Genomic DNA, 24,043 nt, shown 5'->3' with positions numbered 1-24,043 from the left:
CTCTCTGCTATACTGGATTCTATAAAAGAGCTTATGCGGATTATAATAATCGTTTGCATAAGCTCTTTTTTTGTTGTTTTACGGGTAACTGATCATAACTTGCCCGGAGCCTGTTTGAAAATGTGTTCCGGCAAAGTGTGACACACAGCCTGCCGAAAGTGATTTTCAGACACACTCTGGCAGGCAGAAAGGAAGGTTCTATTTATGAAAAACAATTATAAAGCACTGGCAAAAAATATTGGAATGGAACTGCTGGGAAGTGTCTTTATTGCCGTTGGCATCTACAACTTTGCCGTAGCCTCACACTTTCCCATGACAGGATTTTCCGGTATTGCGTTGATATTAAACCGCCTGTTTCAGCTTCCCATCGGTATATCCATTATTGTTCTGAATATTCCGGTGGCGATTCTCTGCTTCCGGCTTTTGGGGCGGCAGTTTTTTCTCCGTTCCCTGCGTGCCATGATCATCTCTTCGGTGATGATCGACTATCTGGCGCCGCTGCTGCCCGTCTATGAAGGAAGCCGGATGCTGTCAGCCATCTGCACCGGTGTGCTGGGCGGTCTTGGCTATGCCATTATTTATATGCAGAATTCCTCCACAGGAGGCACGGATTTCATTATCATGGCTGTAAAGGCATTGAAGCCTTATCTGTCCCTTGGAAAAATCGCCTTTTTATCTGATGTGGGAATCATTCTCCTGGGCGGTATTATTTTCCGGGATATGGATGGGATCATTTATGGAATGATCATCAACTTTCTGTTTGCTATTGTTGTGGATAAAGTGGTCTATGGAATCAATGCCGGTAAGATGACTCTGATCGTGACTGAGCACGGACAGAAGGTCACAGAGGTCATTGACGAGTGCTGCGGCAGAGGCAGCACCATCCTGAAAGGCGTCGGCGGCTACCGGATGGACGAAAAACAGGTGGTGATGTGTGCCTGTAATAATAAGCAGATGTATTTTGTCCAGAAAGCAGTGAAGGAGACAGATCCGGATGCCTTTATCATTGTTCTGGAATCCAATGAGGTGCATGGGGAAGGGTTTGAGATGCTGAAGATTGGGGAAGGCGGAACCTGTTAAAGAACAGATTGTGAGAAATAAAAATAGAGATTAAATATACTGCCTTCTGAAACTCCACATTCAGAAGGCAGTCTTCATTATACATATTTTCTTATGTAATCAACGATCATATCCATCGCTGTCCGAGAAGGAGTGGCTCCGTTCAAGATAAGATCCGCCCTCCATTTTGACGGCTCTACATACTGGTCATGGCGGTATCGCACTGTATCCAGATATACATCCGTGATTTCTTCACGGGAAAGGCCGTTCTGCATATTGCGTTTTAATCTCCTGAGAATCCGTTCGTCCGCCCGGCAGTCCACAAAAAGCTTCAGATCCAGCAGGCTGCAGATGGCATCATCATAGAGGGTCAGCAGGCCTTCCACCAGGATGATCCTTGTTTTGCCGCAGTCTCTTTCTCTTATGATATCCTCGTATAGCTGCTGCAGATACATGGTATCCGGATGGTTATCATCCACATATTCTCTGTCTCCTGTCAGAGCACGGACCCTCGGCCGCAGCTCTTCCGGTTTGAAATACTCATCCATATGAAAGACTTTTGGGCTTTCCTTTTCCAATATCTCTGCCAGTTTATTACACAGTGTGGTTTTGCCTGACGCACTGCCTCCGGCAATACCGATAACCAGAGCTTTTCCTTTTTCCATATGTAAAAGCACCCGCCTTTCCGCTATTCTGACACCAGGGATTTTCCTAACCGGTATGCTTTTTCCACACCGTCGGAATGTTCCATATCGCCTTTTGCATCCATCCCGGGAACGGTCAGAATCCCTTTATTTTCCCAGCGCAGATAGGAACAGGTATCCTCATAAGCAGCAACCGCAGAGCGGTAAACACCATCGGAAGCGGAATCCAAAAGCAGCGCAGCATAGCGGATATTGAATCCTTTTTTTGCCCTGGCGTAGAGTCTGTCTATGGCTGCCTTTAACTGTGCACTGATGGAAAACCAGTAAATGGGGGACGCAAAAACAATCATATCCGCATTGTCTACTTTGTCCAGTATCTCTGCCATATCATCCTTCTGCACACACACTCCGTTATGTGTAAAACAGAATTCACAGGCCAGACAGGGTGCAATTTTCATATGCCCGAGGTTTACTTTTTCCACCTGATGTCCCTGTTCCAATGCTCCTTTTATGAAGGCATCTGCCATGATCTCTGTATTTCCCTTTTTGCGGGGACTGCCGTTTAATACTAATATATTCATTCATTTTCCTCCTGTACCTGTTTCTATCACTATAACATTGCGGAGAAAAAAAGTCACTACGGAGGGTCAAATTGTCTGCTGGAAAATTTTCCGAACGCAGAAATACCCGCCCCGTTTGCGGACAGGACAGGTATTTTTCAGTTGTATTTCATGCAGTTCTGACTATCATGATTCCTCTATGACCAGAGGCACCACTGCCCCTTTTTCCACATCAATCAGCCCGCAGTCTGTCAGCTTCAGAGCCGGGCTGACCGGCAGGCCCAGGGTACACAGGGACATAATTGGATTGTAGTGTTCATATCCCAGATTCTCCAGGCTCCTTCTCACATCACCCAGCATTCTTCCGATATCATCCGCCGGAAGCTCTGAAAGAATGCCGCATACAGGGAGAGGCAGTTCTGCTGTTATCTGCCCGTTTTCGGCGGTACAGATGCCGCCCTGCAGCTCTATCAGCCGTCTTGCTGCTATGAGCATATCCTCCGGATCAGCACCAATCACCATGAGATTGTGATGGTCATGGTAATATGTGGTGGCCGCCGCACCGCGTTTCAGACAGTTTCCGGTCACGAATCCGTATCCTATATTACCGTTTTTGCCATGGCGTTCCAGCACAACTGCCAGCACGCAGCCGCTTTTTTGCCATTTTAAATGACCGTTTTCCACTTCCATCCGAACCTGCTTTTCCCTTGTCTGGGTGCGTCCGTCTCTTACCTCTATGACACGGACTTTAACGGTTCCCCGGCTTTTTGGTACTTTCGGTTCCAGGTCTTCTGCTTCGATCTTATCAATATGCACGGAGTGATAAAATTCAGTGGGAAAACCATAGGGTTTTAGCTGCCTTTTTGTCTCCCCTTTGCAAAAGATCTCCTTACCGTCCTTGAACACGCGATCCGGTTCAAAGTCAGAGACTGCCTGTTCCCTGATAAGCTGGAAATCTGCCTTTCTCCCCGGTGCCAAAGTGCCTCTGTCCCTGAGATTCATACGTCTTGCCGGGGTATAGGAGGCGCAGTAAACAGCTTCCTCAAGGGGAAATCCCATCTCTACTGCCTTTTTCACAATATAATTGAGCTGGCCTTTTTCCAGAAGGGCATCTGCCATGGTGTCATCCGTAACAAAACAACAATGCTCAAAGAGGTTGTTTTTTATAATATAATCCAAAATCTCCGGTTTCAGCATTTTCTCCTGCAGTTCCACGAACATGCCGTTTTCAAAACGCTGTCTGATCTCCTCAAGGGTGTGCTCTGTATGGTCACCGTCAATTCCCCTGAACAGGAACTTCGCCAGATCCAGGCCGATAAGAGAAGGGCAGTGGCCCTCAATAACAGCCTGCGGATCTTCCTCTCTAAGGTAATCCAGAAACTTTGTGATCTCCATCTCAGTCCCCTTGACGATCTGGCGGTAATTCATGATTTCCCCTACACAGACAACGCCTTCTTCCCTCATGAGGTGCTTCATTTCCTCAAATCCGATGACACCTCCGGTCGTCTCCAGGCTTTCATTTGTGGAGGGAACACTGCTGGGGATTCCGTAGAAAATATCAATCGGTGAATCTTTTGCCCCGTTGATCATCTCATGGATTCCCTGCACACCCATGACATTGGCAATCTCGTGAGGCTCGGACACCAGCGTGGTAACCCCGCAGGAGGCTGCCCGTTCCCCAAAGGAAACAGGTGTCATCATGGAGCTTTCAATATGCATGTGTATGTCGATAAACCCCGGCAGCATCAGACAGCCGCTGCCGTCCAGCACCTCATCCGGAGAAAGCGCATTCTCCTGCCTGGTATCCACATAATAAATCCTTCCATCCTGCACATATACATCAGCCGGCATAAAGCATTTCAGGTAGGAATTGTAAACTTTCGTATTCTTTATGAGTAAATCCGCCTTTTCCACAGGGCACCTCCCATCTTACACAATTGAGTAGAAATAAAGCAGACAGACTGCCACCAGCACCCACATGACAGGACGAATCTCTTTTATCTTTCCTGCTGAGATCTTCATCACCACATAGGTGGGAAGGGCAGCGCAGATGCCGTTGGCAATGTTGTTTCCGAAGATGGTAAATGCAATACATACAAAGGACGGAAATGCCTCTGTAAAATCATGGAATTTGATGTTTTTCATTGCTCCCAGCATATTGATTCCAATGTACATCAGCACCGGCGCAGTAGCTGCTGAGGGAATCATCAGCGCGATCGGAGCCAGGAACAGGGCCAGCCCGAAGAAAACAGAAGTAAACACTACGGAAAGTCCTGTCTTACCTCCTGCCTCCACGCCTGCAGAGGACTCCAGGTATGTTGTCATACTGGGCATTCCGAACAGAGCGCCGAAACTGGTAGCCACTGCATCCACCTTGAAGCATTTGTCAATGCCCGGAAGATTGCCGTCCTCATCCAGATACCCCGCCTTTGCGCCAACGCCCAGCACGGTTCCGAAAGTAGAGAAAAAGTCGGGTACAAAAAGTGCGATCAAAAATGGAATATATGCAAAATTAAGTGCGCCCAGGAAATCCACATGCAGGAACTGCCCGCTGATATTGGCCGGCATGGTAAACAGGCTTTCCGGCATTTTTGTGACGCCAAAGGGAATCCCCACCAGTGTGGTAAGGGCAATGGCCAGAATCATATCTCCCGGCACATTTCTGGTTTTAAGTACCAGTAAGATCACAAAACCGATGACTGCAACAATAACCGCAGGAGCGGTCAGGTCACCGAATCCCAGACTTTTCTTCGCTTCATTTGCGATAATAAGACCACAGCTTTTCGCCCCTAAAAGCGCGATGAACAGACCGATGCCGGCACTCACCGCGTGTTTCAGACTGACGGGAATGACTTTCACTACAGCTTCTCTGAGTCCCAGAAAAGAGATTGCAATGAACAGCACGCCGCTCCAGAAAATAACACCGGAAGCCACATCAGGCGCAATGCCGTCGTTAGCTATCATTGCTGTCACAATACCCACACTGCCCAGTCCCGGGGCAAGCGCAAACGGCCGGTTCGTGTAGAATGCCATCGCACAGGTTGTAAGGATGACCAGTAAGATCAGCACCGTGAACATTACGTGCTTGTCCAGTCCTGCGGACTCCATCATGTTGGGCACTGTTGCCAGAACATAGGCCATGGTCACAAATGTAGTCAGACCGGCCAGAAGCTCTGTTCTGACATTGGAATGAAACTCTGATAATTTAAATTGTTTTTCCAACCACTGTTTCATATAGATTTTCTCCTGCCTTTCTCAATCGTATAACTCCTTGATTCTTTTCCATTTTCATTGTATGATAACCGTAATCGGAAGTCTAATTCATCTTAACTATAAATTCTATTCCAAAGTGGAATAGTGCCCCCAAAAACCATATCCGGCATAGGACCCGGTACCTTGCTGTACCATCCGGTATTCCAGCCATTCGCTGAGAAGAGGTCAGGAGAAATCTATGAATATCCACGAATTGAACTATGTGCTTTGTATTGCCAAACATCAGAATATGACGAAAGCCGCCCAGGAGCTTTTTATTTCCCAGCCGACCCTCAGCAAACATCTGGGAAAGCTGGAGCGGGAACTGGGCATCAAACTATTCAGCAGAGTTGACAACTGCTATATCCCCACTTACGCGGGAAGGCGGTATATGGAATACGCCTCAGGCGTACTGGAACTGACTCATGACTGGGAGAAGGAGCTTGCGGATCTGCGCTCTCTCAATGACGGAGAACTGAATGTGGCTTTCCCCCTCATGCGCAGCTCCTGCATGATACCCAGGATCCTGCCGGCATTTCGCCGGATACATCCCAACATCCGTCTGAATTTTCTGGAGGAGACATATGCGATCCAGGAGCGTCTTCTTACTGACAGCCGGATTGACTTTGCAATTTTCAGCGACGGAAACCTGCACCCCAAGCTGGAATATGAAACTCTGGGCCGGGAAGAAATCCTGCTGGCAGTTTCCCCCCGACATCCTCTGGCGAAAGAGGCCAAATGTAAAGTCTGTCAGGATGGCCCTTATCCCAAGGTGGATTTGTCACAGCTCGGCAGTGAAAAATTCATACTGCATTTTCCGGAGCAGAATACAGGTGCCATAACGGAACAGCTTCTGAAAAAATACGGCATTGAGCCTAAGGTTCCGTTCTATACCCGGAATACCCAGGCTGCACTTCTGCTGGTGCAGCAAAATGAAGGAATCTGTTTCGCACCGGAGACTTACATAAAAAACATGACGTTTTCTACACCGCCGGTCTGCTTTTCCCTTCATGATTCGGATGCCTTTACACGTACCATTATCGCATATCGGAAGGGGGCTTATCTGACCTCCTATGCACTGGATTTTATTCAGATATCAAAGGATTATTTTGGCGGTGATCTGCATAAACGGTAAATGGAATTCCCTTACAGAATGCCCATAGTGCCCCTGAAATATACTTTGATGCTGCACTCGGCATCCGCATTATGCGCCAAGCAATTCCTGTGCCGGTTCTGCCAGTGCCAGTATGTCGTCAATGGAAACGCCGAATACCGCTGATAAAACCACCAGATTATCCAGAGAGGGAAGAGCCGACCCGCGCTGCCATTTGTAGATTGCCTGTGGAGTGACAAACCCAAAGATGTCCTGCAGGTCTCTGACAGACAGATTCTGCTGCTTTCTCAGCCTCAGTATGTTTCGCCCTGTGTTGATCATATCTATGGTGGGGATAATCATTCCGGTCCTTTGATCCCTGTCTGCTTTTGCAGGCACTGCTGCCTTTGTATCTGCATACATACCTTTCACCTCCTGTTCTTTTCCTGTGTGCCGGTGTCTTATTTTCTATCACGGCATTCCTGCTTTTTATGCTTTAAAATTATAAATCGGTTTCATAATATCAATAATATCCACGGAATCCTGTATAACATCCAGAATATCTTCCAGTCTTTTATATGCCATGGGTGCCTCATCAAGCGTTCCCTCTCCCACCGATGTAGTGTACACATTTTCCATGGATTTTTTATAATCTTCCATGCTCAGATTTTCTTTAGCGGCAGTTCTGGACATGATTCTGCCCGCCCCGTGCGGGGCCGAAAAATTCCAATCCGGATTGCCTTTTCCAAGTGCCAGCACACTGCCGTCACGCATATTAATGGGAATCAGGATTTTCTCCCCCTTGTGAGCTGCGATAGCTCCTTTTCTCAGTATTTTCTCCTTGATATCTATATAATTATGCACCGTATGAAATCCATCCGTACCTGTAAGACCAGCCCTGTCCAACAGGATTTCTGCCAGCAGCTCTCTGTTTCTCTTGGCAAATTCCTGACAGATTTCCACATCGTGAAGATAATCATCAAAATATTTTCCATAGACAAAGCACAAATCCTCCGGCATATCCGGCACATGATTGGTCCACTGCAGTTCCTTCAAGGCTCCCTGGATTTCTTTTCTTCTGCCCGCCGCTTTATACTCATCAATCAGTGCATCTCTCTTGATAAAATACTCCTCTTTTCCCTGGTGAAGCTCCACAGCCAGCTTCTGATAAAATTCTGCTGTCTGTTTTCCCAGATTACGGCTTCCTGTATGAATGACAAGATAATTTGTTCCGTCCGAAGCCCGGTCAATCTCTATAAAATGATTGCCTCCGCCCAGTGTTCCCAGACTCCGCTCCAGCCTTTTTGTATCCTTAAGACCCCGGTAACAGCTCAGACGTTTCAAGTCAAAACGTGTTTTTCTTTCCTTCCAGACATTTTTTCCGGAAGGAATAAAGTGGGCGGCCTCATCCAGCCTCTGCATAGGAATCTCACCTTTACCAAGATTCACTGTGTACATACCGCATCCTATATCCACGCCCACCACATTGGGAACTGCTTTGTCCGAAACGGTCATAGTAGTTCCGATCGTACATCCTTTTCCGGCGTGTACATCAGGCATAATACGGATTTTGCTGCCTGCTGTAAATTCATAGTCACACATCCTCTGTATCTGATCCACTGCCTCCTGCCCGATCACTTTTGCAAAACAGACCGCTGTGCTGACCTTGCCTTCGATTTCTAACATAATCTTTCATCTCCTTTTTCAAAATGCTTCTGTCTCCGGGATTTTTAGTACACACCGAAGGGCTTTTTTGTCATATAAAAAAGTTCGGAAAACTTTCCTATATGACCAAAAAGCCGCCCATCCATATAGGATCAGCGGCTTTCAGATTCTGCACATCATAAAAATCACCCGGCATGTTCCGGCACCTTTTCCCTATATGAACCCACTGCAAATAGACTCTGATTTTCACTCAGAGCATCCCTGTGTTCTTTATAGAGAGAAGTATGTACCAAAACTGCTGTGTTCTTCATCATGATATCCTTTCCGGGATTTGACTCCCGCGTTTATTTTCTGGTTCTACTATAGCATATGGAAGGGGATTTGTCATTATACCTGTAGTATAAAATTATACAGAGTCTCGTCTCAAAATCTCTTCATATATCCTTAAATCCTCATCCTTAAACACATTAAACACCACCCTCTCCATCCCGCTGTGCCCCAGCCACTCTCCCACGGTCTTCACTGCGATCTCCGCGGCCTTATGGTTGGGGAAATGAAATTCCCCGGTGGATATACAGCAGAAAGCCACGCTTTTAAGGCCCTTCTCCTCAGCCAGACTGAGACAGGATTTGTAGCAGGATGCGAGCTGCCGGCAGTGGTGTTTTGTAAGGTTCTCATAGACAATGGGTCCCACTGTATGCAGAACATATTTACAAGGCAGGTTGTATGCTCCTGTGATCTCTGCCTCTCCGGTGGCCTCCTCATGCCCCTTTCTCTCCATAAGCCTGCTGCATTCCTCCCGCAGTTCTATACCTGCCGCAGAGTGTATGGCATTATCGATGCACCCGTGGCAGGGAACAAAGCACCCCAGCATCCGGGAATTGGCAGCGTTTACAATGGCATCCACGGATAATCTGGTGATATCCCCCTGCCACAGGGATATTCTGGTACTGTTCTGTCCGGTTATGCCGTATGCCTCACGAATCGTGGGAATGTGCTCCACATCCACAATCCCCTTCTCCCAAGCCTCCTTCTGCAGAAAAGCATCCTGTATTTCCAGAAATTCCGCCGAAACGTGACCCGGCATACGGATGTTCATGAGTGAACGCAGTGTGGCGCGCCGTTCTGCCTTTTCCACCCGCAGGCCCCGGTACTGAACGGAATCCTCACATAAATAATGGATCAGATAATCCAAACGCTCTTCCTGGGTCATATCCTTAGCTCTCATCTTCCATTCTCCTCTTCCAAACGCTCAGGATCCTGCCGATATCTTCACTGATACAGACAGACTTTCCCTCTATTTCCTGCGGCGCATAGGCTTCCCCCAGATTGATGCACCCATACACCGCCTCCGGCCATTGGCTGGTAAGGCGCCAAAAACTGAACTTGATGATACCGGGTGTATTCATCCCGCAGCCCAGCTCCAGAAATAAGACCCTGCTTCCTTTATGGGTCTCCAAAAAATTCTCATACCGCCCGCAGGCTTCGTGCCATCCCTCATCCTCCACAAACGTGCTGTCTGCTCTCAGATTCATAGTCATGGGCTTTTTGCAGACAGGGCAAAGCGGAATCAGTTCACCCGGAATGCGCATATCCTTCTGTTTGGCGATCATGCGGCGCACGGTCTCCTCATTATCATAGGTTTTCTTATGGCACGGTACGGAACACTGCCACAGCCCAAAGTCCCCCTGGGTATAGAAAAGCCGCTTCTTGTCAAACCCGGCTCTCTGAAAACAATGGTCCACATTTGTGGTCAGCACAAAATAATCCTTATCCTTTACTAACTGAAGCAGATCCGTATAGACCGGCTTCGGCACCTCCCGGTACCGGTTCAGGTAAATATATCTGCTCCAATAAGCCCAATATTCTTCCAGGGTCTCATAGGGATAAAAACCTCCGCTGTACATATCATGAAACCCGTACTTCACCTCAAAATCACGGAAGTTTTCCCGGAACCTCTCCCCGGTGTATACAAATCCGGCAGAAGTGGAAAGTCCGGCTCCGGCTCCGATCACCACCGTCTCGGCTGTCCGCAGTTCACGGTACAGATTTTCCTCTTTCTTCTCCTCTTTTCTGTTCAAAGCGTTCAAAGCCTCCATCAGCCCCAATAAACCTCCCTCCTATCTTCGATGTACTGCCTTGCAGGGACATACCTCCTGACAGTTTCCGCAGCGCAGGCAGTGCTCCTGCAGGATCACATATGGAACTGCAGACATATCAATACACTTCTGCGGGCACTTTTTAAGACATTCCCCGCAGCCGCTGCAGGTCTCGTCAATATAATAGTCTCCGCTGACAGGATGTCTTTCCTGTGCGCCGCCCAGGGAAAAAGTATGCCGCACCACGGGTTTTGCTGAGAGGTCAAAATATTCGCCCTCCCCCTCATACATTCGGAATACCTCCAGTGCAGTACGGCTTTCCTCCTCCGGATAAATCTCCGCCATATAAGGATTCGCTTCAAATACCTGGGCAAGTCTGCCGCTCCCTATATTCTCCACCTTACCTCTCACGGATACGGCTTTCCTCTCCAGTGAACCCTTCCCCTGTGTCATGCCGCTGACAGCCGCGTATTTTCTGTCCGTAAGCTGTCGGTAAAAGGCTTTTCCCTTTGCCGTAATAAAATAAAGACTGTCCTCATCAGTTAACATAATATCAATCACTCTCGTTGCAGGAAGCCCCTGTTCATCCACAGTCGCAAACACTGCGGAATGTATCTCTTCTCTCAATATCCTGAGGATTTCTGCTGTTTCCATACTGCTTTCCCCCTTCTGAATTTCCGGAAATGAAATGCTGTCTTCCCTTTTATTTTATTATAAAACAGGGCTCTCCCGCTCCACAAGAGCGCACTTGAAAGTGCTATAGATGCCTTTTTGATACTAAGTATCCAAACGCCCCTCACAGTCGTTTTCTTCCTACGCGAAGTACATATCCCGCCCGGAAGGCTTTTTTCCACATAAAAAGGGATATCCCCGAAGAGATATCCCCAATACTACAGAGTGTCCAGCCAGCCTGTGATCATTTCTCAAGCTCACCAAATACCTCCTGACTGACGGGATAATAATAGTGGAATCCGCTGACCATGGTACAGCCAAGGTCTCTCAGGAATCTTTCCTGCTCCTCATTTTCTACCCCTACGCTGAGCACTTCCAGATTCAGCTTCCTGCACAATTCCACCACGCTTTTCACTACCACTTTCCCCTCCGGCTTGTCGATCTCGCTGATCATTTCCTGCCTCAGTTTAATGCCGTTGATTCCGCAGTAGAGATAATGAAAGAATACACGGTCCAGTTCCAGACCCGCCAGATATACATCAAAGCCGAACTGCCTGAGCTGTTTGATTGTTTTCGCATAAATTTCCGACTGGCTCATCTCCACCATCTGATTTAGCTGGACAATGATCTGCTTCCTGTCAATATGATACTGTTCTGCTATGGCATACAAATGGTTTGCGAACTGTTCATCACCAATATTCTCAACGGTAAAATTAAACAGCAGCCTGAGAGAACGCCCCTTCTCTGCCTCCTGCTTCAGAAACTGGCAGCCCTGGCGGTAGATCTCCATGTTCATCTTACCCGTGAGCTGCTTGCGCTTCATGACATCCAGAAATTCATTTGGCCTTAAAAGCCCCCTGTTTGGGTTCTGCCACCGGACCAGTGCCTCGGCACCGCAGATTCTGCCGCTGTCCAGGCTTACCATGGGCTGCAGATACATGAGAAATTCTTCATGCATCAGTCCGTGGATTGCCTCATGTTCCATTGCATAACCGGATATGGTCTCTCTCTCCACATATTCGTCATAGAGGGCGTAATCCAAGACATGTATCTTGGCATATTCCATAGCCACTTCACTGAACTGGATCGTCTTCAGGGGATCTTCATCCACATTGGTCATTCTGTAGATACCTGTGTGCAGCTCCAGAAAATATTTCTTCTCTTTCTTTTTAAATTCCTCAACTATATTTTCCTGCATATCCCGGATCCGCTTCTTCAGCCCTTTGATTCCGGTATACTCCACAAAGAAAATATAATAATATTCATTAAAGCGGGCAAACGCCTCTTTTTCGTGCATGACCAGCTCTTCACAGGTATCACTGATAAGCCGCAGTGCATTCTCCGCCTCCTTGTATCCGTATATATGACTCACCACATCAATGCCGGCGTATAAAAAGAGCACCGCATAGTGATTCCTGTTCTCCTCAACGATACATTTGGAAAACTTTTGTTTCCAGGATGTCAGATTGTCCCTTCCGGTAACGTCATCCTTATATGCCATCTGCTCCATCTGACGCCTTTTTTGCCAAAAGTACACAGGAAAAAATACAAGTATGGCAATGGAAAACAGAATAAGGCCGAAAATGATCCTAAGATAAATGCCGGACTTTCCTTCCGGGTTATCCCCTTTGGCGGCATAGCCGGCATATGCCCCCTGTATTTTCGCTGTGTCAATATTCTGAAACGCTTTTTCCAGCTTCTCAATATCTGCCGTTTCCATACTCTTTGTATAGGCCAGACTTATGCTTTTCTCTTCTCTGTCCTCCTCATAGACGATCAAATCCCGGCCCTTTACAAGCCCGGCGTCTTTTATCTCCTCCTCTGTAAGGCCCAGCGTCCATACCGCATCTGCCTGTATATTCCCGGCCAAAGCCAGGCGCCTGTCCTGATCAGAGGGCTTGATATACTTTATGGTAATATCTGCGGCTTCCCCTGCCTGCCTCAGAAGGTCAGGCAGGACACCTCTGTAATCCTCTGCTGTCTCGTCGTAAAATTCAAAAGGCCAGGAATCCGGCATGCCGGCCACATACACCTCATTTCCGGCCCGGCACACTGAGGGTGTGAAAATAAACATGGCTGCTGTAATCACTGCCAGATAACGGATAATCTTATTTCGCATCTCCCATTTTCCCCTTTTCTTCAGATGTCTGATGAAGCTGTATCTTCTGTCTCTTGATCTGTCCCCAAACATTTTTCTTTTTCTTATATCCGAAAAATGCCGTCATTCTTGTAAACGCCTGGATAAACCGGAAAAATACGCTCTCCGCAATGCACAGATAGACAGCCTTCACCACATCCAGCACGGACAGTCTGATATTCTGCGTGTAAATCCTGGCAAAAAACGCCGTTATAGTCAAAACCGCTCCATAGAGCGCATAGATCAGGAAAAACATGATCATAAAAGGCACATTGATCAGATTCACCATATATGCCAGCACAATGGTCAAAAGCCCAAACAACTCGATAAACGGGGACAGCAGTTCATACAGAAGATAATACAGATATGAAATGTATCCCACCACTCCGAATTCCGGTGCCAGGAACATTCTTCTGTGTTTGTTCAGACACTGGAAGAGTCCTAAGAACCATCTTCTCCTCTGTTTCTTTAAATCCCCGATACTGGAAGGACACTGACTCCAGCAGATCGCGTCCGGTATGTATCGTATCCCATAGGGTATTTTATTGATACGGCAGAAGGCATGAAGTTTTACGACCAGCTCCATATCCTCTCCCATAGTGGAGGCATCGTAACCGCCCACGCTGGCGACCATATCTTTCTTAAAAAGTCCGAACGCCCCGGATATGATCAGGTTGCCGTTAAATTTATCCATAAGGATTCTGGATGCCATGAAAGAGCGGTCATACTCCAGTATCTGCATTCCCACAATGGGGTTCCAGGGCATGTGATAGTCCACAAGCTCGCCCTCACTCAGCACCGCACAGTTGGATATCCTCACCAGGCCGCCCACCGCCACAATGGTGTCATCCTCCAGCACCGGGCGGACAATATATTTCAGAGAATCCTTCTGCAGCACACTGTCCGCATCCATACAGATAAAATACGGGTATCTGGACGCATTGATACCCATATTCAGGGCATCCGCCTTACCGCCGTTTATCTTCTGGACCAAAGTGATATTGATCCCATTGACCACAGCCTCGTATACATTCTGTTCCTTTCTGCATTTGATCTGCCGGTTAATAGGCCGCATCACCTTTTTCAGATGAAAGGCATCCAGCAGTACCTGGGTAGTCGCGTCCTTTGATCCGTCATCCACGACAACGATCTCATACAGCCTGTAATCCATCATGAGCAGGGATTTCACCGTGTCAACCACTGTGACCTCCTCATTATAGGCGGGAACTACAATGGACACAGGAACGTAATAGTCATGGCTGATCTCATTGTGGTATCGTCTCTTTTTACTCTCCTTGTACAGGTCAAGAGAGCCGGCGATCACAGAAGCGATAAGAAATGTGGAATAGCCCAGCAGGTAGATGACAAACAGGGCACCCACCACTGTATAAAAACACTTAACAAATTCAAACATCTGTCTCCCTCAGCTCCATTTCCTGGCCTTTGATCTCTATTTTCTCTGTGACATAATTCAGGATCTCTCTGGCATAACGGTCACGTCCATTATACACATCGAATAAATCCTTCTTTGGTATTTTAAGACCCATGATCAGGGTCTCCGCGCTGTTCAGCCGCACATACCAGTTGACAGCCTTCAGCCCTTCTTTCAGACAATCCACTGTATCAGGACCGGGATAGGATTCCAAAGCCTGGGCCGCAACCGCGGCATATTCCCAGTCCAAATATTCATGGTACTGCAAAAAGCGCTGCAGCAGCGCACGGACCGGCTCATACGGATATTTTCTGAAATAACGGACTGCCTCCAGACGGATTTCCTTATCTACTGTCTCCTTGGAGAGAAGTTCCAGGAACTCTTTCCGGAAATCCTCACCCAGAAACCGGATGAACTGCATGACAGGAAGTACCAGCCGGGTATCAAACCTGCTCCTGTGCTCAAACAGCAGGCGGGCAAGTTCTCCCCTGTCACCTGTAAATTTAAGAAGCCCGTCAGACAGCAGCTTTTAGCTGTGGCAGATCTCATTATCCTCCATTTTCTCCCAGGCGGCCAGCACTGCCTCTTTGTTCCCGATCATATAAAGAGCCCTCAGCGCGTTCTCCCTGACGAAGACACCCTTGTGGACTACCATACGGATCATAAAATCCATCAGGCCGTCATAAGCCGTGTGACCTTTGTCTATGCCGAACTTCTCTACAAGACTGGCAAAATAAGCCTGCTCAATTTCATCCCTTTTCTCATATACAGGGACTAATTCCAGGAAAACCCGGCGCATTTGTTCCAGGTACTTTTCCGTTCGCCCGGCCGGCATCTGTCTTCGTATCTCCTCCATGGATAATTCAAAGGCTCTTAATTTTTCCAGTTTTTTCAGCCTCCGTATCAGCCCCGTAAAATATTCCTCCCGGACATCAACGCCGGCTTCCATCTGCTGTATCTGTCCCGTAATCTCATCTACCATCTCCAGGCTTTGGTGCTCCAGACGCCGCCCTCTGTACTTGTCAATAAAAATGTAGAGTACATTAAACACAAGGACAGCAATACAGCTTGCCATATAGACATATAAAATCACTTCCGGTTTGATTGAAAGTATGTGCATTGTCTCCTCCTTCGTGTTTTTTATCTGTTCCAGATATCCTGTATCATATAATAGGACTGCTTCAGCCGTTCATGGTACGTGGGATTCTTCCCCCACCCCTTCAGCTCCTTCCGGTTCATTTTAATCCTGTTATCCTTCCCCGCCTCTGTTCCGATTCCGGCATATATCCCTTTCACGGACAGATTTTCGATTCCATAGTTCTCATAATAATCATCATGGACCTGCATCTGGGATGGATTGGAGAAATTCAGCAGATCCCATGGAAGCCGGATCTCAATATCATCCCCATCGGCAATAAAATCCGACACAGAATGGTAATCCCGGTCGTAGGGATTTCCGTTTCCATAGGTAAGTCTTCCCGTCTCAAACTTTTCTGACATCCTATCCTCCTCGTCCGCTGCATTCACATTGCCGATCTGGAGTGCCATATATATCTTGTCAAAAACAGGAGTATCCTTATCCGGCACTTCAAAATACGGGTTATCCTCCCCATATGCCTCACTGTACACCACCCGGAAGACATCATAGCGCTGCTGTACAAGAACACGGCTGTTCTCTTTTCCGTCCAATACAACCAGAAAATCAGCCTGCCGGTCAAATTTTACATCCTCGCCCTCCGCATAATAACTCCCTGACTTGGGCGTGATATCCAGCGGAATATAGATTTTCTCATTTTCAAAATCCAGATTCTCCTTGTGGATACGGAAATAGATGAACTTCTCATCGTATTTCATGGACAAGGTGTAATCTCCGTTTTCTGAGAGTAAATCGTCCCCGCTCCACTCCTCTGTGTCTCCGTCCGTATAGCAGACGCTCTCCTCCTCCCCGGGGTCAAAGGACATCAGTCCGAAAAACTGTTCATTTGTCTGAAAATCACTCCAATAGGCCGTCTTGGTCAGGTCTACATTTGCCATGGTATTCCAGGTTCTCTTGAACCACTCATCCTGCCAGGAGAAGATAATACTCCCCGCGCACCCCGCCTTTTTGATGTCCTCATAGCTGGACACCAGGGCATTTCCCTGCTCTTTCTCCGACATATATCCCTGGGAACGGGCTGTGTGAAAATCAAGCTGTGCCCTGCCTCTTGACGTGGGCACGCCAAACTCGGATATGACCACAGGCATGGTATGATGGCGGTTCAGCATTTCCAGATAGATTCCGTAGGTGTTATAGCTGCCGTCCTCCTGCAGATAGTCCTTCGCATAAGGTATCTCCTCTTTCCAAGAATCATAATGACTCAGATAGTCCGGATAATAGGAATACACATGGTAGGACGCAAACTGACCGGAAAGAAATTTATCTGTGGAGGCAATATGCTCCACATCCACCTGTGCACATTTCATAAACAACTGGTTGATCTCCTCCGGATAGTCCATGGGGTCCGTTGTAGGCCAGTTAGAAAATGCCACCAGGCGCTGTTCCTTATATTTTTCGCTCTCATACATAATGATCTGGTCACCGGCCTCTGCCAGCATGGCTTCAAAGGGTGTGGCATCTTCGGTCGTATACATATACTCCCCCCGGTAGGAACTGTTCTCCCGGCGCATATGGTCCGTATACGCAACCGTCACATCCTCCCACTCTACACCCATGATATATCCCAGCACCCACCGGGAGATATCCTTTGTATAGGAACCGCTGGCGTTGGATGTGCTGTATCCCAGGTTCATTTTCTTCCTGCCGTGGATGATATCTACCAGAGTCCTGCAGTCCTCCTTAAAAGTTTTTAAAAAGGAATCATCAAAGGCATCCACGTGTGAATTCTGTATATAATCATTGACCCATACCCCGTGGATAATGTAAAGAGGCTCCGGGTTATCCCTGTTATATTCATACACAGCTTCATAAAAATCACTGGAAAGAATGGTATACACACGGATGGTATTTGCCCCCATATCCTGGATCATGCGGAACCATCTCAGATACGTTTCCTTGTCAATGGCATACTCCGTGGCAAAATGTCCCGGTATTCCGGCACCCAGATCTACCCCTTTTATCTCAAATGGCTTGGGCCCTTTTCCTTCATCCACCAGGATTTCTTTACCGCTGACCGTTGTAAAAGTATCCGGTTCTTTGTCCGGCCGAAAATCAATATAAAATCCCCACCGGTAATATGCCGTGTTCAAAAAGAGAACCAGAATTATCAGCGAAACAGCACCGATCAAAAATTTCTTCAAAGTATGTTTCCTCCGTTACAACGCATTCTAATCATTAAATTTTTTGTTGACAGACTCGTGGCTGTAGGAGTACAGGGCATCTATATGCTTATCCATCCAGCCCATACGGCTGACAAGGCGTTTTTCATACTGTTCCACTGCCTCATCATAAGAGCTGATCTGCCGCCCTTCCCCTTTCAGAAGGTCGTTCTGCGGTTCAAAGGTATATCCCCATACCTGGAAATTTCGGTCTATAGCACATCCCAGGTATTCCTGTACCTCTTCCATATATGCCTTTACATGGTCATCGCTGAGTATCCCTTTTCTGAGTTCTCTGTATCTGTCGATCACCTTTTCGGTAAACGCCTCATCCTTGGCAAGCATGAAAAACCATGTTCTGTTCTGCATAAAAAAACCTGCCATGGACTGCTGGTATTCCATGTAGTTATCACAACAGTTGTTAAAATCCCAGACCGCTGTCTTCAGCTTACCCGATATATCCTTGTAAAAATAGGTGGAAAAAATACCGGCATCTGTATTCTGCGTCACCTCATTGATAATGAAATAATCCACAAAATTATCTACGTCTATAAAGTTCCGATAGCCATAGCGCCTGGATGTATAATCATACGAATACAGGGACTTCTCAAACTCTGAAAAATCCCGGCTGATATAATCCGTAATCTCCGGTGTCAGCTTTCTGGCACCCGGATATTTAACCTCCACCTTGCTCGTCATCCGCCTTGCGTACTCTGTGAAGTTATCCAGATAATCCACATCATTGACACTCTCCCTGTCCACACAGACAATATAGCTGGAGGCATTGGATTTCCCGTCATACTCAGTCACCTCTACTCTGCCTTCCCCTACACTGATCTGTTCTGCCATCACGTATACGCCCTGGTATTTATCGTTCAAGAACACCTCGCAAAAACGCACATCCGGTGCCCATTCCATGATCTGGCCCGAGAGGTTATACCACATATAATTCCGCATCAGGGTCTTATCCAGATAAGGGCCGTGCAGTACCCAGGTACTGTCCTTTTCCATTCCCATAACCTCATATCCCTTGTCCATGCCGTCCTCATCCGTGAATTTAAACAAATACCCGGCCTTATCAAACAGCCGGGAGGAATTTCCCCTGACACGGATCTGTATATCTGACTCCACCTGGGGCGTGTCCTGCAGAGTATTTAGCTCCCCTTTATTTTCCATGATCTTCATCTCTGCATGGATAAAGGTATTTTTCACCTGGCTTACTTTCTGGCCCTCCTCCGGTCTTCCCGGTATGGCCTGCCCGCCTGTCTCAATGCTGACCACCGGAAGGCGGGAGGAAAAGGAGGACGGTTCTATGGACAGATTGGTGTCCTCCACCTCTGTATTGTAAGACAGATGCTGCTGTACCCTCACATTCTCAGGTTCTATGAATTTCGCGATTCCCAGCACTGCAAGCAGTGACAGCAGAACTGCTCCCACGTATAACCATTTACTTTTCATTGTTGTTACCCGCTGATCTCATCATTCTGAGTTACAATATTGACATATTCGATAGATTCCAGTTCATACAGCATCTCCGCAATACTCTTCTCCTTTTTATTGGAGAGAAGATATATCTTTCTGGGCATCTCATATATAAGCTCAATGGATTCCCGGCTTGTGTTCTTGACTCTCAGCATGGCCTTTGCCTCAAAATAGTCAAATACAATGGCTTCCATCCTGCGCTCCATATTCCTCGCGCCCCGGATGATGAGAAGGATCCTGTTGTCGTTTTTCACTCTTCCCAGAACCAACAGGACCAGGAACACCACACCGCTGCCCACACAGGCCACCACATAATCGCCCACACCGCAGCAGATTCCCACAATGATGGTCCAGAAAATATAAGTAGTATCCCGGGAATCCTTGATCGCCGTCCTGAATCTCACAATGGACAGCGCACCTACCATACCGAGGGACAGGGCAATGTTGTTGCCTATAACCGTCATGACAGTGGCGGTTAAGACCGTAAGGGTTATGAGGGACACATTGAATTTTTTGGAATACACTCCGCCTGCATGGGTGAAATAATAGGACAGGTAAATAACGCCTCCGAGAATCACCGCTACGAGTATATTCAGAATGATCTGCTCTGTATTCAGAGAACCTGTCTCCTCAAACATAGAATAAAGATAATTTTTCATTTATGCTTTTTCCTCTCTTTCTGCAGCCCGGCTGCTGTATGTCAGAATAAAAAATGAAGGCTGGCGCTTCTGGAAAGACTGTATTTGCTCACGGAAAGTGGGCTTTTTCCCTCCAAGCTAACCATCTGTTTAATATAACTCAGCATAAAACCGCTGTATTTTACTTCCATCACCACCAGGTATTTATCCATCACAGGATTCTGGTTCAGATCTGCCGCAAAAATGCGGAAGTCGCTTTCCGTGGCTTTGATATCAAAGTCAAAAGTGATGCGGGTCTTATTTTCACTTGCTATATAGGCTTTTCTCTGGTACTCCACAATGGATTTCGGACGGTACAGCATCATATTCATAAGCCCGTAGCATTCCTTTGCAAAGGGGTCCTCATACTTAAGCAGACACCCGTACCTGCCCCGGGACAGTTCTATGGCGTCTTCTCTGGATACGCGCAGAGACCTCTTTTTCTGATTATCCCCCTGCTTCTGCTTCATTTCCAGCATAGCAAAATCAGAGGTGGGCGAATAGGTCCGCAGACGGATCTTTCTGCGGATCTCCAGCCCGTCTTCCTTCTCGTAAAAATCCCTTTCCTGCAGTGTATCAAAATACAGGCTTCGGACAGCATATCCGCTCACCCCGTTGTGGGGATCCGGATGCAGTACTTTCTCAAATGTGTTGTCCAGCCTTCTGAACTGATCATATGACATCAGATATTTCTTCTCCTGACGCAATACTTCTCTCATGTATTTTCCCCTTTCTCCTGGAATGTGTCCAACTCCAGCAGTTCCAGCACCGGTTTCAGATAGTGCCAGGAAAATCCCAGATTCTCATTTGGTATCTCCTCCCTGAGATGCTCCCAGCTCTCTTTAACTGCTTCTATCCCGTCTTCGTAATAGGTGTTCTTGGGTTCCAGATCATGGGTGCCGGGCCTCTGCATTTCCGTAATATGGATGATTCCCTTTCCGTATTTTTCCGCGATCTCTGCTTCGCCCCATATCTGGCCCGCCTCATCTGTTTTATCATAATTCATGACAGCTACAGCGTCACAGCCCGTCCGGATCAGCTTCTCCAGTGACTGTTCAAGACCCATGGAATCGTAAAAATTGGGGATGCAGAGGATCACAAGCAGATTCCGCTTCTCTGCCGCCTCATACGCTTTGGCGGCGTTCTGCACAAACTGCGCCATTACCGTGACCGGATCTGTGTCCCACCGCTCCAAAAGATAGGGTTCCACATCCCACACAATGCCGCAGAATTCTCCGTCCGCTTCCGCCTCTTCATTCCATCTGCCCACAGTATCAACAGCCGCAAGCATGGACTCCCCGCTTTTCTGAACTGCCCACTTTGAGTCCCCGGCCAGATAGTAGACATCCTGGCCTGCCTTTCTGCGGCGTCTCAGATAATCTTTTATCACATCCATATCCGTATCTGCCGGAACCTGCTGGTATATGGCCTCACAATCCAACATTTCCATAGCCTTCTGCACCTCTTCCTCCGCACCCGGAAGCATGTATTCCTCTTCCCATGAAAAAATACTGGTTTTACAAACTTTTACTTCCACGTCTTTTCTGTCATTTTGGCAGCCTCCCACGCAGCAGATCAGAATACAGAGTGCCAAAAAAAACACGGCTTTTCTTCCACCTGCCATGAATACCTCCTGCTTCTTACTCTATTGGATTAAAATTGAATTTCATATAATTTCAAAACAATTTCATTATAACATAAGGAAATATGAATGCATATTAATTAATTATTAATATGGAATGCCATTGTATGGAAAGCAAAAGGAGCTTCCTCAAAAAGGAAGCTCCCGCATCACCTGTCACTGTTTCTTTTTTACCGGATAACAAACCTCCGTCACAAATTCCTCCGGATTCTCTGTATCCTTTGGTCCCACGTGGTAAATGTTAAATCCCACCCCGTCAAACTCATATCCGTTATCCGCGCACCACCTGGCCACAGCTTCGTTTACCCGGGTGATCTTTTCATACCGTCCCTGAAAAACCGCGCCTGCATACTGCACTGAGGGCATGGTCTTAAATTTTACATGTTCGATATCCCGGTATGTGCCGATGACCGTCCGCTGTACCTCCACATCCACATCGCTCTCCTTATAATCCCCGTCATAAAAGACAGCCATGTCATAGCAGGGGCTGTCAAAGCGCAGCTCCATATCTGCCGTCTCATCCCTCATGATATGCCACAGTCTTCCCTCCTCCTCATAGGCAGGAATGACCTGACGTACACTGGCTACATACCGTTTCGGCAGCGTCTTCAGACTTACATCATATCCCATAATGCTTCCATCCTTTCTCATCCATTCAATGGTACTGTCGATCAGATGTTTCCGCTGCCTCAGTATCTGCTCCTGTTCCGCGGTTTCCTGCCTCTTGATCTCCAGAAAATGCTTAAGCTCCTCCGCGTCTGCATACTTTCCCATGATCTCCCGGATCACGGACAGGCCAAAGCCCATATTCTTCAGCACCTGAATACGTTCTGCGTCCAGAAGCTGGGATTCTTCATAGTACCGGTATCCGGTAAACGCATCCACCTTTCCCGGCTTTAACAGGCCTATTTCATCGTAATGCCGCAGCATGCGGATACTGATTCTCGACAGCTTTGAGAAATCTCCAATCTTTAACATAGTTTCCACCTTTCACATATGTGACTTTCTGAGCTCACTTACAGTATAGGGTGTAACAGTGTGGGAGAGTCAATACGTTTTCTCAAAAAACAGTCTGGACCAAAAGCATATAAAACACGGTGCCTCCCGCTATGGACAACAGCATCTGCCGTTTCCACAGATGCAGCGCGATCACCAGCAGGATTGCCAGAAGTTCCGGTATCCCATGGCTGCCTGTGAAAATGCTGACATTTTTCAGACAGTAAATGACCAGAAGCCCAAAAACAGAAGCGGGCAGCACTTTGCCAAGATACTGTATGTATTTCGGGGTTGGCTTTCCTGCCGGAAAGAGCAGAAAAGGCAGAAAACGTGTGAGTACGGTTCCAAGCACCACCATGGCTATGGTAATGATCTGCTGTGTAAGAGTCATTGGCAAACTTCCTCGCTTTCTTTCTCAATGGGTTTCCTAAGCAGCGTCAGCACGCCGATAATGGCCAGCATGGCAGGGATCATGAAATTCTCCGCCCCGAACGCCAGCAGGCACAGAAGAGACAGGCCAAGCCCCAGAAGGGAACTGACATGGTTCTTCTCCTTCAGCCACTGCTCCATAAAGATGACCACAAACATGGCTGTCATAACAAAATCAAGCCCTTCTGTATTGAATTTCAGAAGGGAACCGAAGATACCTCCCAAAGTGGCGCCGGAAAACCAGTAGAGATAATTCAACAGCGTCACAAAGAACATAAACCAGCCCTCATCCACATCCTCCGGTATCTTTGCCGTATAGTTGATGGTAAAGCTCTCGTCACACATTCCGAAAATCAGAAATCCTTTTTTCCAGCCCGTGTTCCTGTATTTGTCCAGCATGGAAATGCCGTAAAATAAATGCCTTGCATTTATCATAAGAGTCATCACAAGAGCCTGAAGCGGGTTAAACGCCCCAAGCAGCATGTTGACCACCACAAATTCTATGGAGCCTGCAAATATTGTCAGACTCATGATCATAGGGTACCAAAAACTGAACCCCGACACATTCATATAAATACCATACGTCAGCCCCACAAACCAAAACCCTGCAAAAATAGGGATGGTATAGGGAAATGCCGCGCGGAATGCACGGAGAATTCTCTTTGTCTTTCCTTCCATTTTCTTTTCCTGCCTTCTTATCTCTTGTCTCTTTCTTTCATGTTGTCCGCCTCTTTCCGGCTAAACCCGCGTTCTGTGTTCCATTTTATCAAAATATGCGATAAATGAAAATAGAAAAAAGCCGGCTTTTCACTTTGATATGCCCCCTGTCAAGTAGACAGGTTAAATATCTAAAATGAAATGCAGATGAACGATCACACAGATTTGTGTG

At 47.3% G+C, this 24,043-nt stretch carries 23 protein-coding genes and 1 pseudogene; 3 read left to right on the top strand and 21 right to left on the bottom strand.

From position 1 onward, the window contains the following. Positions 1-133: 133 nt before the first annotated feature. Both WMO65_RS26570 and WMO65_RS17530 read left to right on the top strand, forming a co-directional pair. A pseudogene (locus tag WMO65_RS26570) lies at positions 134-208 on the top strand (hypothetical protein); the annotation flags it as partial. Beyond that, positions 205-1,080 (top strand): YitT family protein, encoded by an 876-nt coding sequence (locus tag WMO65_RS17530; RefSeq protein WP_148393501.1) that lies wholly within the window; start codon positions 205-207, stop codon positions 1,078-1,080. The pseudogene WMO65_RS26570 and the gene WMO65_RS17530, both read left to right, overlap by 4 nt. A 77-nt stretch (positions 1,081-1,157) precedes the next feature. Here the strand turns inward: WMO65_RS17530 and WMO65_RS17525 are convergent, their stop codons facing one another. The 4 genes from WMO65_RS17525 to WMO65_RS17510 all read right to left on the bottom strand — a co-directional run bounded on the left by WMO65_RS17525 (position 1,158) and on the right by WMO65_RS17510 (position 5,497). After that, positions 1,158-1,724, bottom strand: a complete 567-nt coding sequence (locus WMO65_RS17525) for a uridine kinase family protein (RefSeq protein WP_033140779.1) — start codon at positions 1,722-1,724, stop codon at positions 1,158-1,160. A 23-nt stretch (positions 1,725-1,747) separates the two neighbouring features. Then, positions 1,748-2,284 (bottom strand): flavodoxin family protein, encoded by a 537-nt coding sequence (locus WMO65_RS17520; protein WP_033140778.1) that lies wholly within the window; start codon positions 2,282-2,284, stop codon positions 1,748-1,750. 165 nt (positions 2,285-2,449) lie between these two features. Further along, positions 2,450-4,177: an adenine deaminase C-terminal domain-containing protein gene (locus tag WMO65_RS17515; protein WP_148393500.1), complete on the bottom strand. Its 1,728-nt coding sequence runs from the start codon at positions 4,175-4,177 to the stop codon at positions 2,450-2,452. 15 nt (positions 4,178-4,192) lie between these two features. Then, positions 4,193-5,497 carry an NCS2 family permease gene (locus WMO65_RS17510; protein WP_148393499.1) on the bottom strand — a complete coding sequence of 435 codons (1,305 nt, stop codon included), beginning with the start codon at positions 5,495-5,497 and terminating at the stop codon, positions 4,193-4,195. 217 nt (positions 5,498-5,714) lie between these two features. On the opposite strand from WMO65_RS17510, the gene WMO65_RS17505 reads away from it, so the two are divergent. Continuing rightward, complete coding sequence (locus tag WMO65_RS17505; RefSeq protein ID WP_148393498.1) at positions 5,715-6,650, top strand: LysR family transcriptional regulator; 936 nt, start codon at positions 5,715-5,717, stop codon at positions 6,648-6,650. A gap of 69 nt (positions 6,651-6,719) precedes the next feature. On the opposite strand, the gene WMO65_RS17500 is transcribed toward WMO65_RS17505, so the two are convergent. The 17 genes from WMO65_RS17500 to azlC form a co-directional block, all read right to left on the bottom strand. Beyond that, entirely contained in the window at positions 6,720-6,971 is a 252-nt protein-coding gene (locus tag WMO65_RS17500; RefSeq protein ID WP_148393540.1) for a helix-turn-helix domain-containing protein, read from the bottom strand. A gap of 126 nt (positions 6,972-7,097) precedes the next feature. Then, positions 7,098-8,294, bottom strand: a complete 1,197-nt coding sequence (locus WMO65_RS17495; RefSeq protein ID WP_148393497.1) for an RtcB family protein — start codon at positions 8,292-8,294, stop codon at positions 7,098-7,100. 385 nt (positions 8,295-8,679) lie between these two features. Then, complete coding sequence (locus WMO65_RS17490; protein ID WP_148393538.1) at positions 8,680-9,486, bottom strand: protein-ADP-ribose hydrolase; 807 nt, start codon at positions 9,484-9,486, stop codon at positions 8,680-8,682. 4 nt (positions 9,487-9,490) lie between these two features. Further along, positions 9,491-10,372 (bottom strand): SIR2 family NAD-dependent protein deacylase, encoded by an 882-nt coding sequence (locus WMO65_RS17485; protein ID WP_148393539.1) that lies wholly within the window; start codon positions 10,370-10,372, stop codon positions 9,491-9,493. 21 nt (positions 10,373-10,393) lie between these two features. Then, positions 10,394-11,026, bottom strand: coding sequence for a pyridoxamine 5'-phosphate oxidase family protein (locus tag WMO65_RS17480; RefSeq protein WP_033140765.1), 633 nt, complete (start codon positions 11,024-11,026; stop codon positions 10,394-10,396). Between the two features lie 262 nt (positions 11,027-11,288). Further along, complete coding sequence (locus WMO65_RS17475; protein ID WP_148393496.1) at positions 11,289-13,163, bottom strand: EAL domain-containing protein; 1,875 nt, start codon at positions 13,161-13,163, stop codon at positions 11,289-11,291. Beyond that, complete coding sequence (locus WMO65_RS17470; RefSeq protein WP_033140763.1) at positions 13,153-14,595, bottom strand: glycosyltransferase family 2 protein; 1,443 nt, start codon at positions 14,593-14,595, stop codon at positions 13,153-13,155. The genes WMO65_RS17475 and WMO65_RS17470 overlap by 11 nt, the downstream gene beginning before the upstream one ends. Next, positions 14,588-15,034: a HEAT repeat domain-containing protein gene (locus tag WMO65_RS17465; protein ID WP_243128854.1), complete on the bottom strand. Its 447-nt coding sequence runs from the start codon at positions 15,032-15,034 to the stop codon at positions 14,588-14,590. Before WMO65_RS17465 ends, WMO65_RS17470 begins: the two co-directional genes overlap by 8 nt. A gap of 108 nt (positions 15,035-15,142) precedes the next feature. Then, complete coding sequence (locus WMO65_RS17460; RefSeq protein WP_243128853.1) at positions 15,143-15,733, bottom strand: hypothetical protein; 591 nt, start codon at positions 15,731-15,733, stop codon at positions 15,143-15,145. A gap of 20 nt (positions 15,734-15,753) precedes the next feature. After that, on the bottom strand, positions 15,754-17,910 hold the full coding sequence (locus WMO65_RS17455; protein WP_148393495.1) for a hypothetical protein: 2,157 nt from the start codon (positions 17,908-17,910) through the stop codon (positions 15,754-15,756). A gap of 27 nt (positions 17,911-17,937) precedes the next feature. Then, positions 17,938-19,386 (bottom strand): CotH kinase family protein, encoded by a 1,449-nt coding sequence (locus tag WMO65_RS17450; RefSeq protein ID WP_033140760.1) that lies wholly within the window; start codon positions 19,384-19,386, stop codon positions 17,938-17,940. 5 nt (positions 19,387-19,391) lie between these two features. After that, the gene (locus WMO65_RS17445) at positions 19,392-20,069 is read right to left on the bottom strand and encodes a DUF4956 domain-containing protein (protein WP_033140759.1); all 678 of its coding nucleotides are present in this window, start codon (positions 20,067-20,069) and stop codon (positions 19,392-19,394) included. A 41-nt stretch (positions 20,070-20,110) separates the two neighbouring features. Continuing rightward, a complete protein-coding gene (locus tag WMO65_RS17440) occupies positions 20,111-20,806 on the bottom strand; it encodes a polyphosphate polymerase domain-containing protein (protein ID WP_033140758.1) in 696 nt (231 codons plus the stop codon). Next, on the bottom strand, positions 20,803-21,711 hold the full coding sequence (locus WMO65_RS17435; RefSeq protein ID WP_148393494.1) for a hypothetical protein: 909 nt from the start codon (positions 21,709-21,711) through the stop codon (positions 20,803-20,805). The genes WMO65_RS17440 and WMO65_RS17435 overlap by 4 nt, the downstream gene beginning before the upstream one ends. Positions 21,712-21,885: 174 nt before the next feature. Continuing rightward, a complete protein-coding gene (locus WMO65_RS17430; protein ID WP_148393493.1) occupies positions 21,886-22,707 on the bottom strand; it encodes a MerR family transcriptional regulator in 822 nt (273 codons plus the stop codon). 82 nt (positions 22,708-22,789) lie between these two features. Then, positions 22,790-23,116: a branched-chain amino acid transporter permease gene (locus WMO65_RS17425; RefSeq protein WP_278247695.1), complete on the bottom strand. Its 327-nt coding sequence runs from the start codon at positions 23,114-23,116 to the stop codon at positions 22,790-22,792. Continuing rightward, a complete protein-coding gene (azlC, locus tag WMO65_RS17420) occupies positions 23,113-23,832 on the bottom strand; it encodes an azaleucine resistance protein AzlC (RefSeq protein ID WP_148393492.1) in 720 nt (239 codons plus the stop codon). Before azlC ends, WMO65_RS17425 begins: the two co-directional genes overlap by 4 nt. Between the last annotated feature and the right edge of the window lie 211 nt (positions 23,833-24,043).

Origin of the sequence: Blautia caccae (assembly GCF_040095955.1) — a bacterium.
In the GTDB taxonomy this organism is placed as follows: Bacteria; Bacillota; Clostridia; order Lachnospirales; family Lachnospiraceae; genus Blautia; species Blautia celeris.
This window is presented reverse-complemented; position numbering and strand designations above follow the sequence as displayed.

Bases quoted from the DNA above. Each gene is read 5' to 3' on its own strand.
- WMO65_RS17445 (WP_033140759.1), bottom strand. From the start codon at position 20,069: ATGAAAAATTATCTTTATTCTATGTTTGAGGAGACAGGTTCTCTGAAT.
- WMO65_RS17495 (WP_148393497.1), bottom strand. From the start codon at position 8,294: ATGTTAGAAATCGAAGGCAAGGTCAGCACAGCGGTCTGTTTTGCAAAA.
- WMO65_RS17525 (WP_033140779.1), bottom strand. From the start codon at position 1,724: ATGGAAAAAGGAAAAGCTCTGGTTATCGGTATTGCCGGAGGCAGTGCG.
- WMO65_RS17440 (WP_033140758.1), bottom strand. From the start codon at position 20,806: ATGAGAGAAGTATTGCGTCAGGAGAAGAAATATCTGATGTCATATGAT.
- WMO65_RS17530 (WP_148393501.1), top strand. From the start codon at position 205: ATGAAAAACAATTATAAAGCACTGGCAAAAAATATTGGAATGGAACTG.
- WMO65_RS17430 (WP_148393493.1), bottom strand. From the start codon at position 22,707: ATGTTAAAGATTGGAGATTTCTCAAAGCTGTCGAGAATCAGTATCCGC.
- WMO65_RS17500 (WP_148393540.1), bottom strand. From the start codon at position 6,971: ATGATTATCCCCACCATAGATATGATCAACACAGGGCGAAACATACTG.
- WMO65_RS17480 (WP_033140765.1), bottom strand. From the start codon at position 11,026: ATGGAAACAGCAGAAATCCTCAGGATATTGAGAGAAGAGATACATTCC.
- WMO65_RS17485 (WP_148393539.1), bottom strand. From the start codon at position 10,372: ATGGAGGCTTTGAACGCTTTGAACAGAAAAGAGGAGAAGAAAGAGGAA.
- azlC (WP_148393492.1), bottom strand. From the start codon at position 23,832: ATGGAAGGAAAGACAAAGAGAATTCTCCGTGCATTCCGCGCGGCATTT.
- WMO65_RS17450 (WP_033140760.1), bottom strand. From the start codon at position 19,386: ATGAAAAGTAAATGGTTATACGTGGGAGCAGTTCTGCTGTCACTGCTT.
- WMO65_RS17475 (WP_148393496.1), bottom strand. From the start codon at position 13,163: ATGCGAAATAAGATTATCCGTTATCTGGCAGTGATTACAGCAGCCATG.
- WMO65_RS17490 (WP_148393538.1), bottom strand. From the start codon at position 9,486: ATGACCCAGGAAGAGCGTTTGGATTATCTGATCCATTATTTATGTGAG.
- WMO65_RS17460 (WP_243128853.1), bottom strand. From the start codon at position 15,733: ATGCACATACTTTCAATCAAACCGGAAGTGATTTTATATGTCTATATG.
- WMO65_RS17425 (WP_278247695.1), bottom strand. From the start codon at position 23,116: ATGACTCTTACACAGCAGATCATTACCATAGCCATGGTGGTGCTTGGA.
- WMO65_RS17505 (WP_148393498.1), top strand. From the start codon at position 5,715: ATGAATATCCACGAATTGAACTATGTGCTTTGTATTGCCAAACATCAG.
- WMO65_RS17435 (WP_148393494.1), bottom strand. From the start codon at position 21,711: ATGGCAGGTGGAAGAAAAGCCGTGTTTTTTTTGGCACTCTGTATTCTG.
- WMO65_RS17470 (WP_033140763.1), bottom strand. From the start codon at position 14,595: ATGTTTGAATTTGTTAAGTGTTTTTATACAGTGGTGGGTGCCCTGTTT.
- WMO65_RS17510 (WP_148393499.1), bottom strand. From the start codon at position 5,497: ATGAAACAGTGGTTGGAAAAACAATTTAAATTATCAGAGTTTCATTCC.
- WMO65_RS17465 (WP_243128854.1), bottom strand. From the start codon at position 15,034: ATGCAGTTCATCCGGTTTCTGGGTGAGGATTTCCGGAAAGAGTTCCTG.
- WMO65_RS17520 (WP_033140778.1), bottom strand. From the start codon at position 2,284: ATGAATATATTAGTATTAAACGGCAGTCCCCGCAAAAAGGGAAATACA.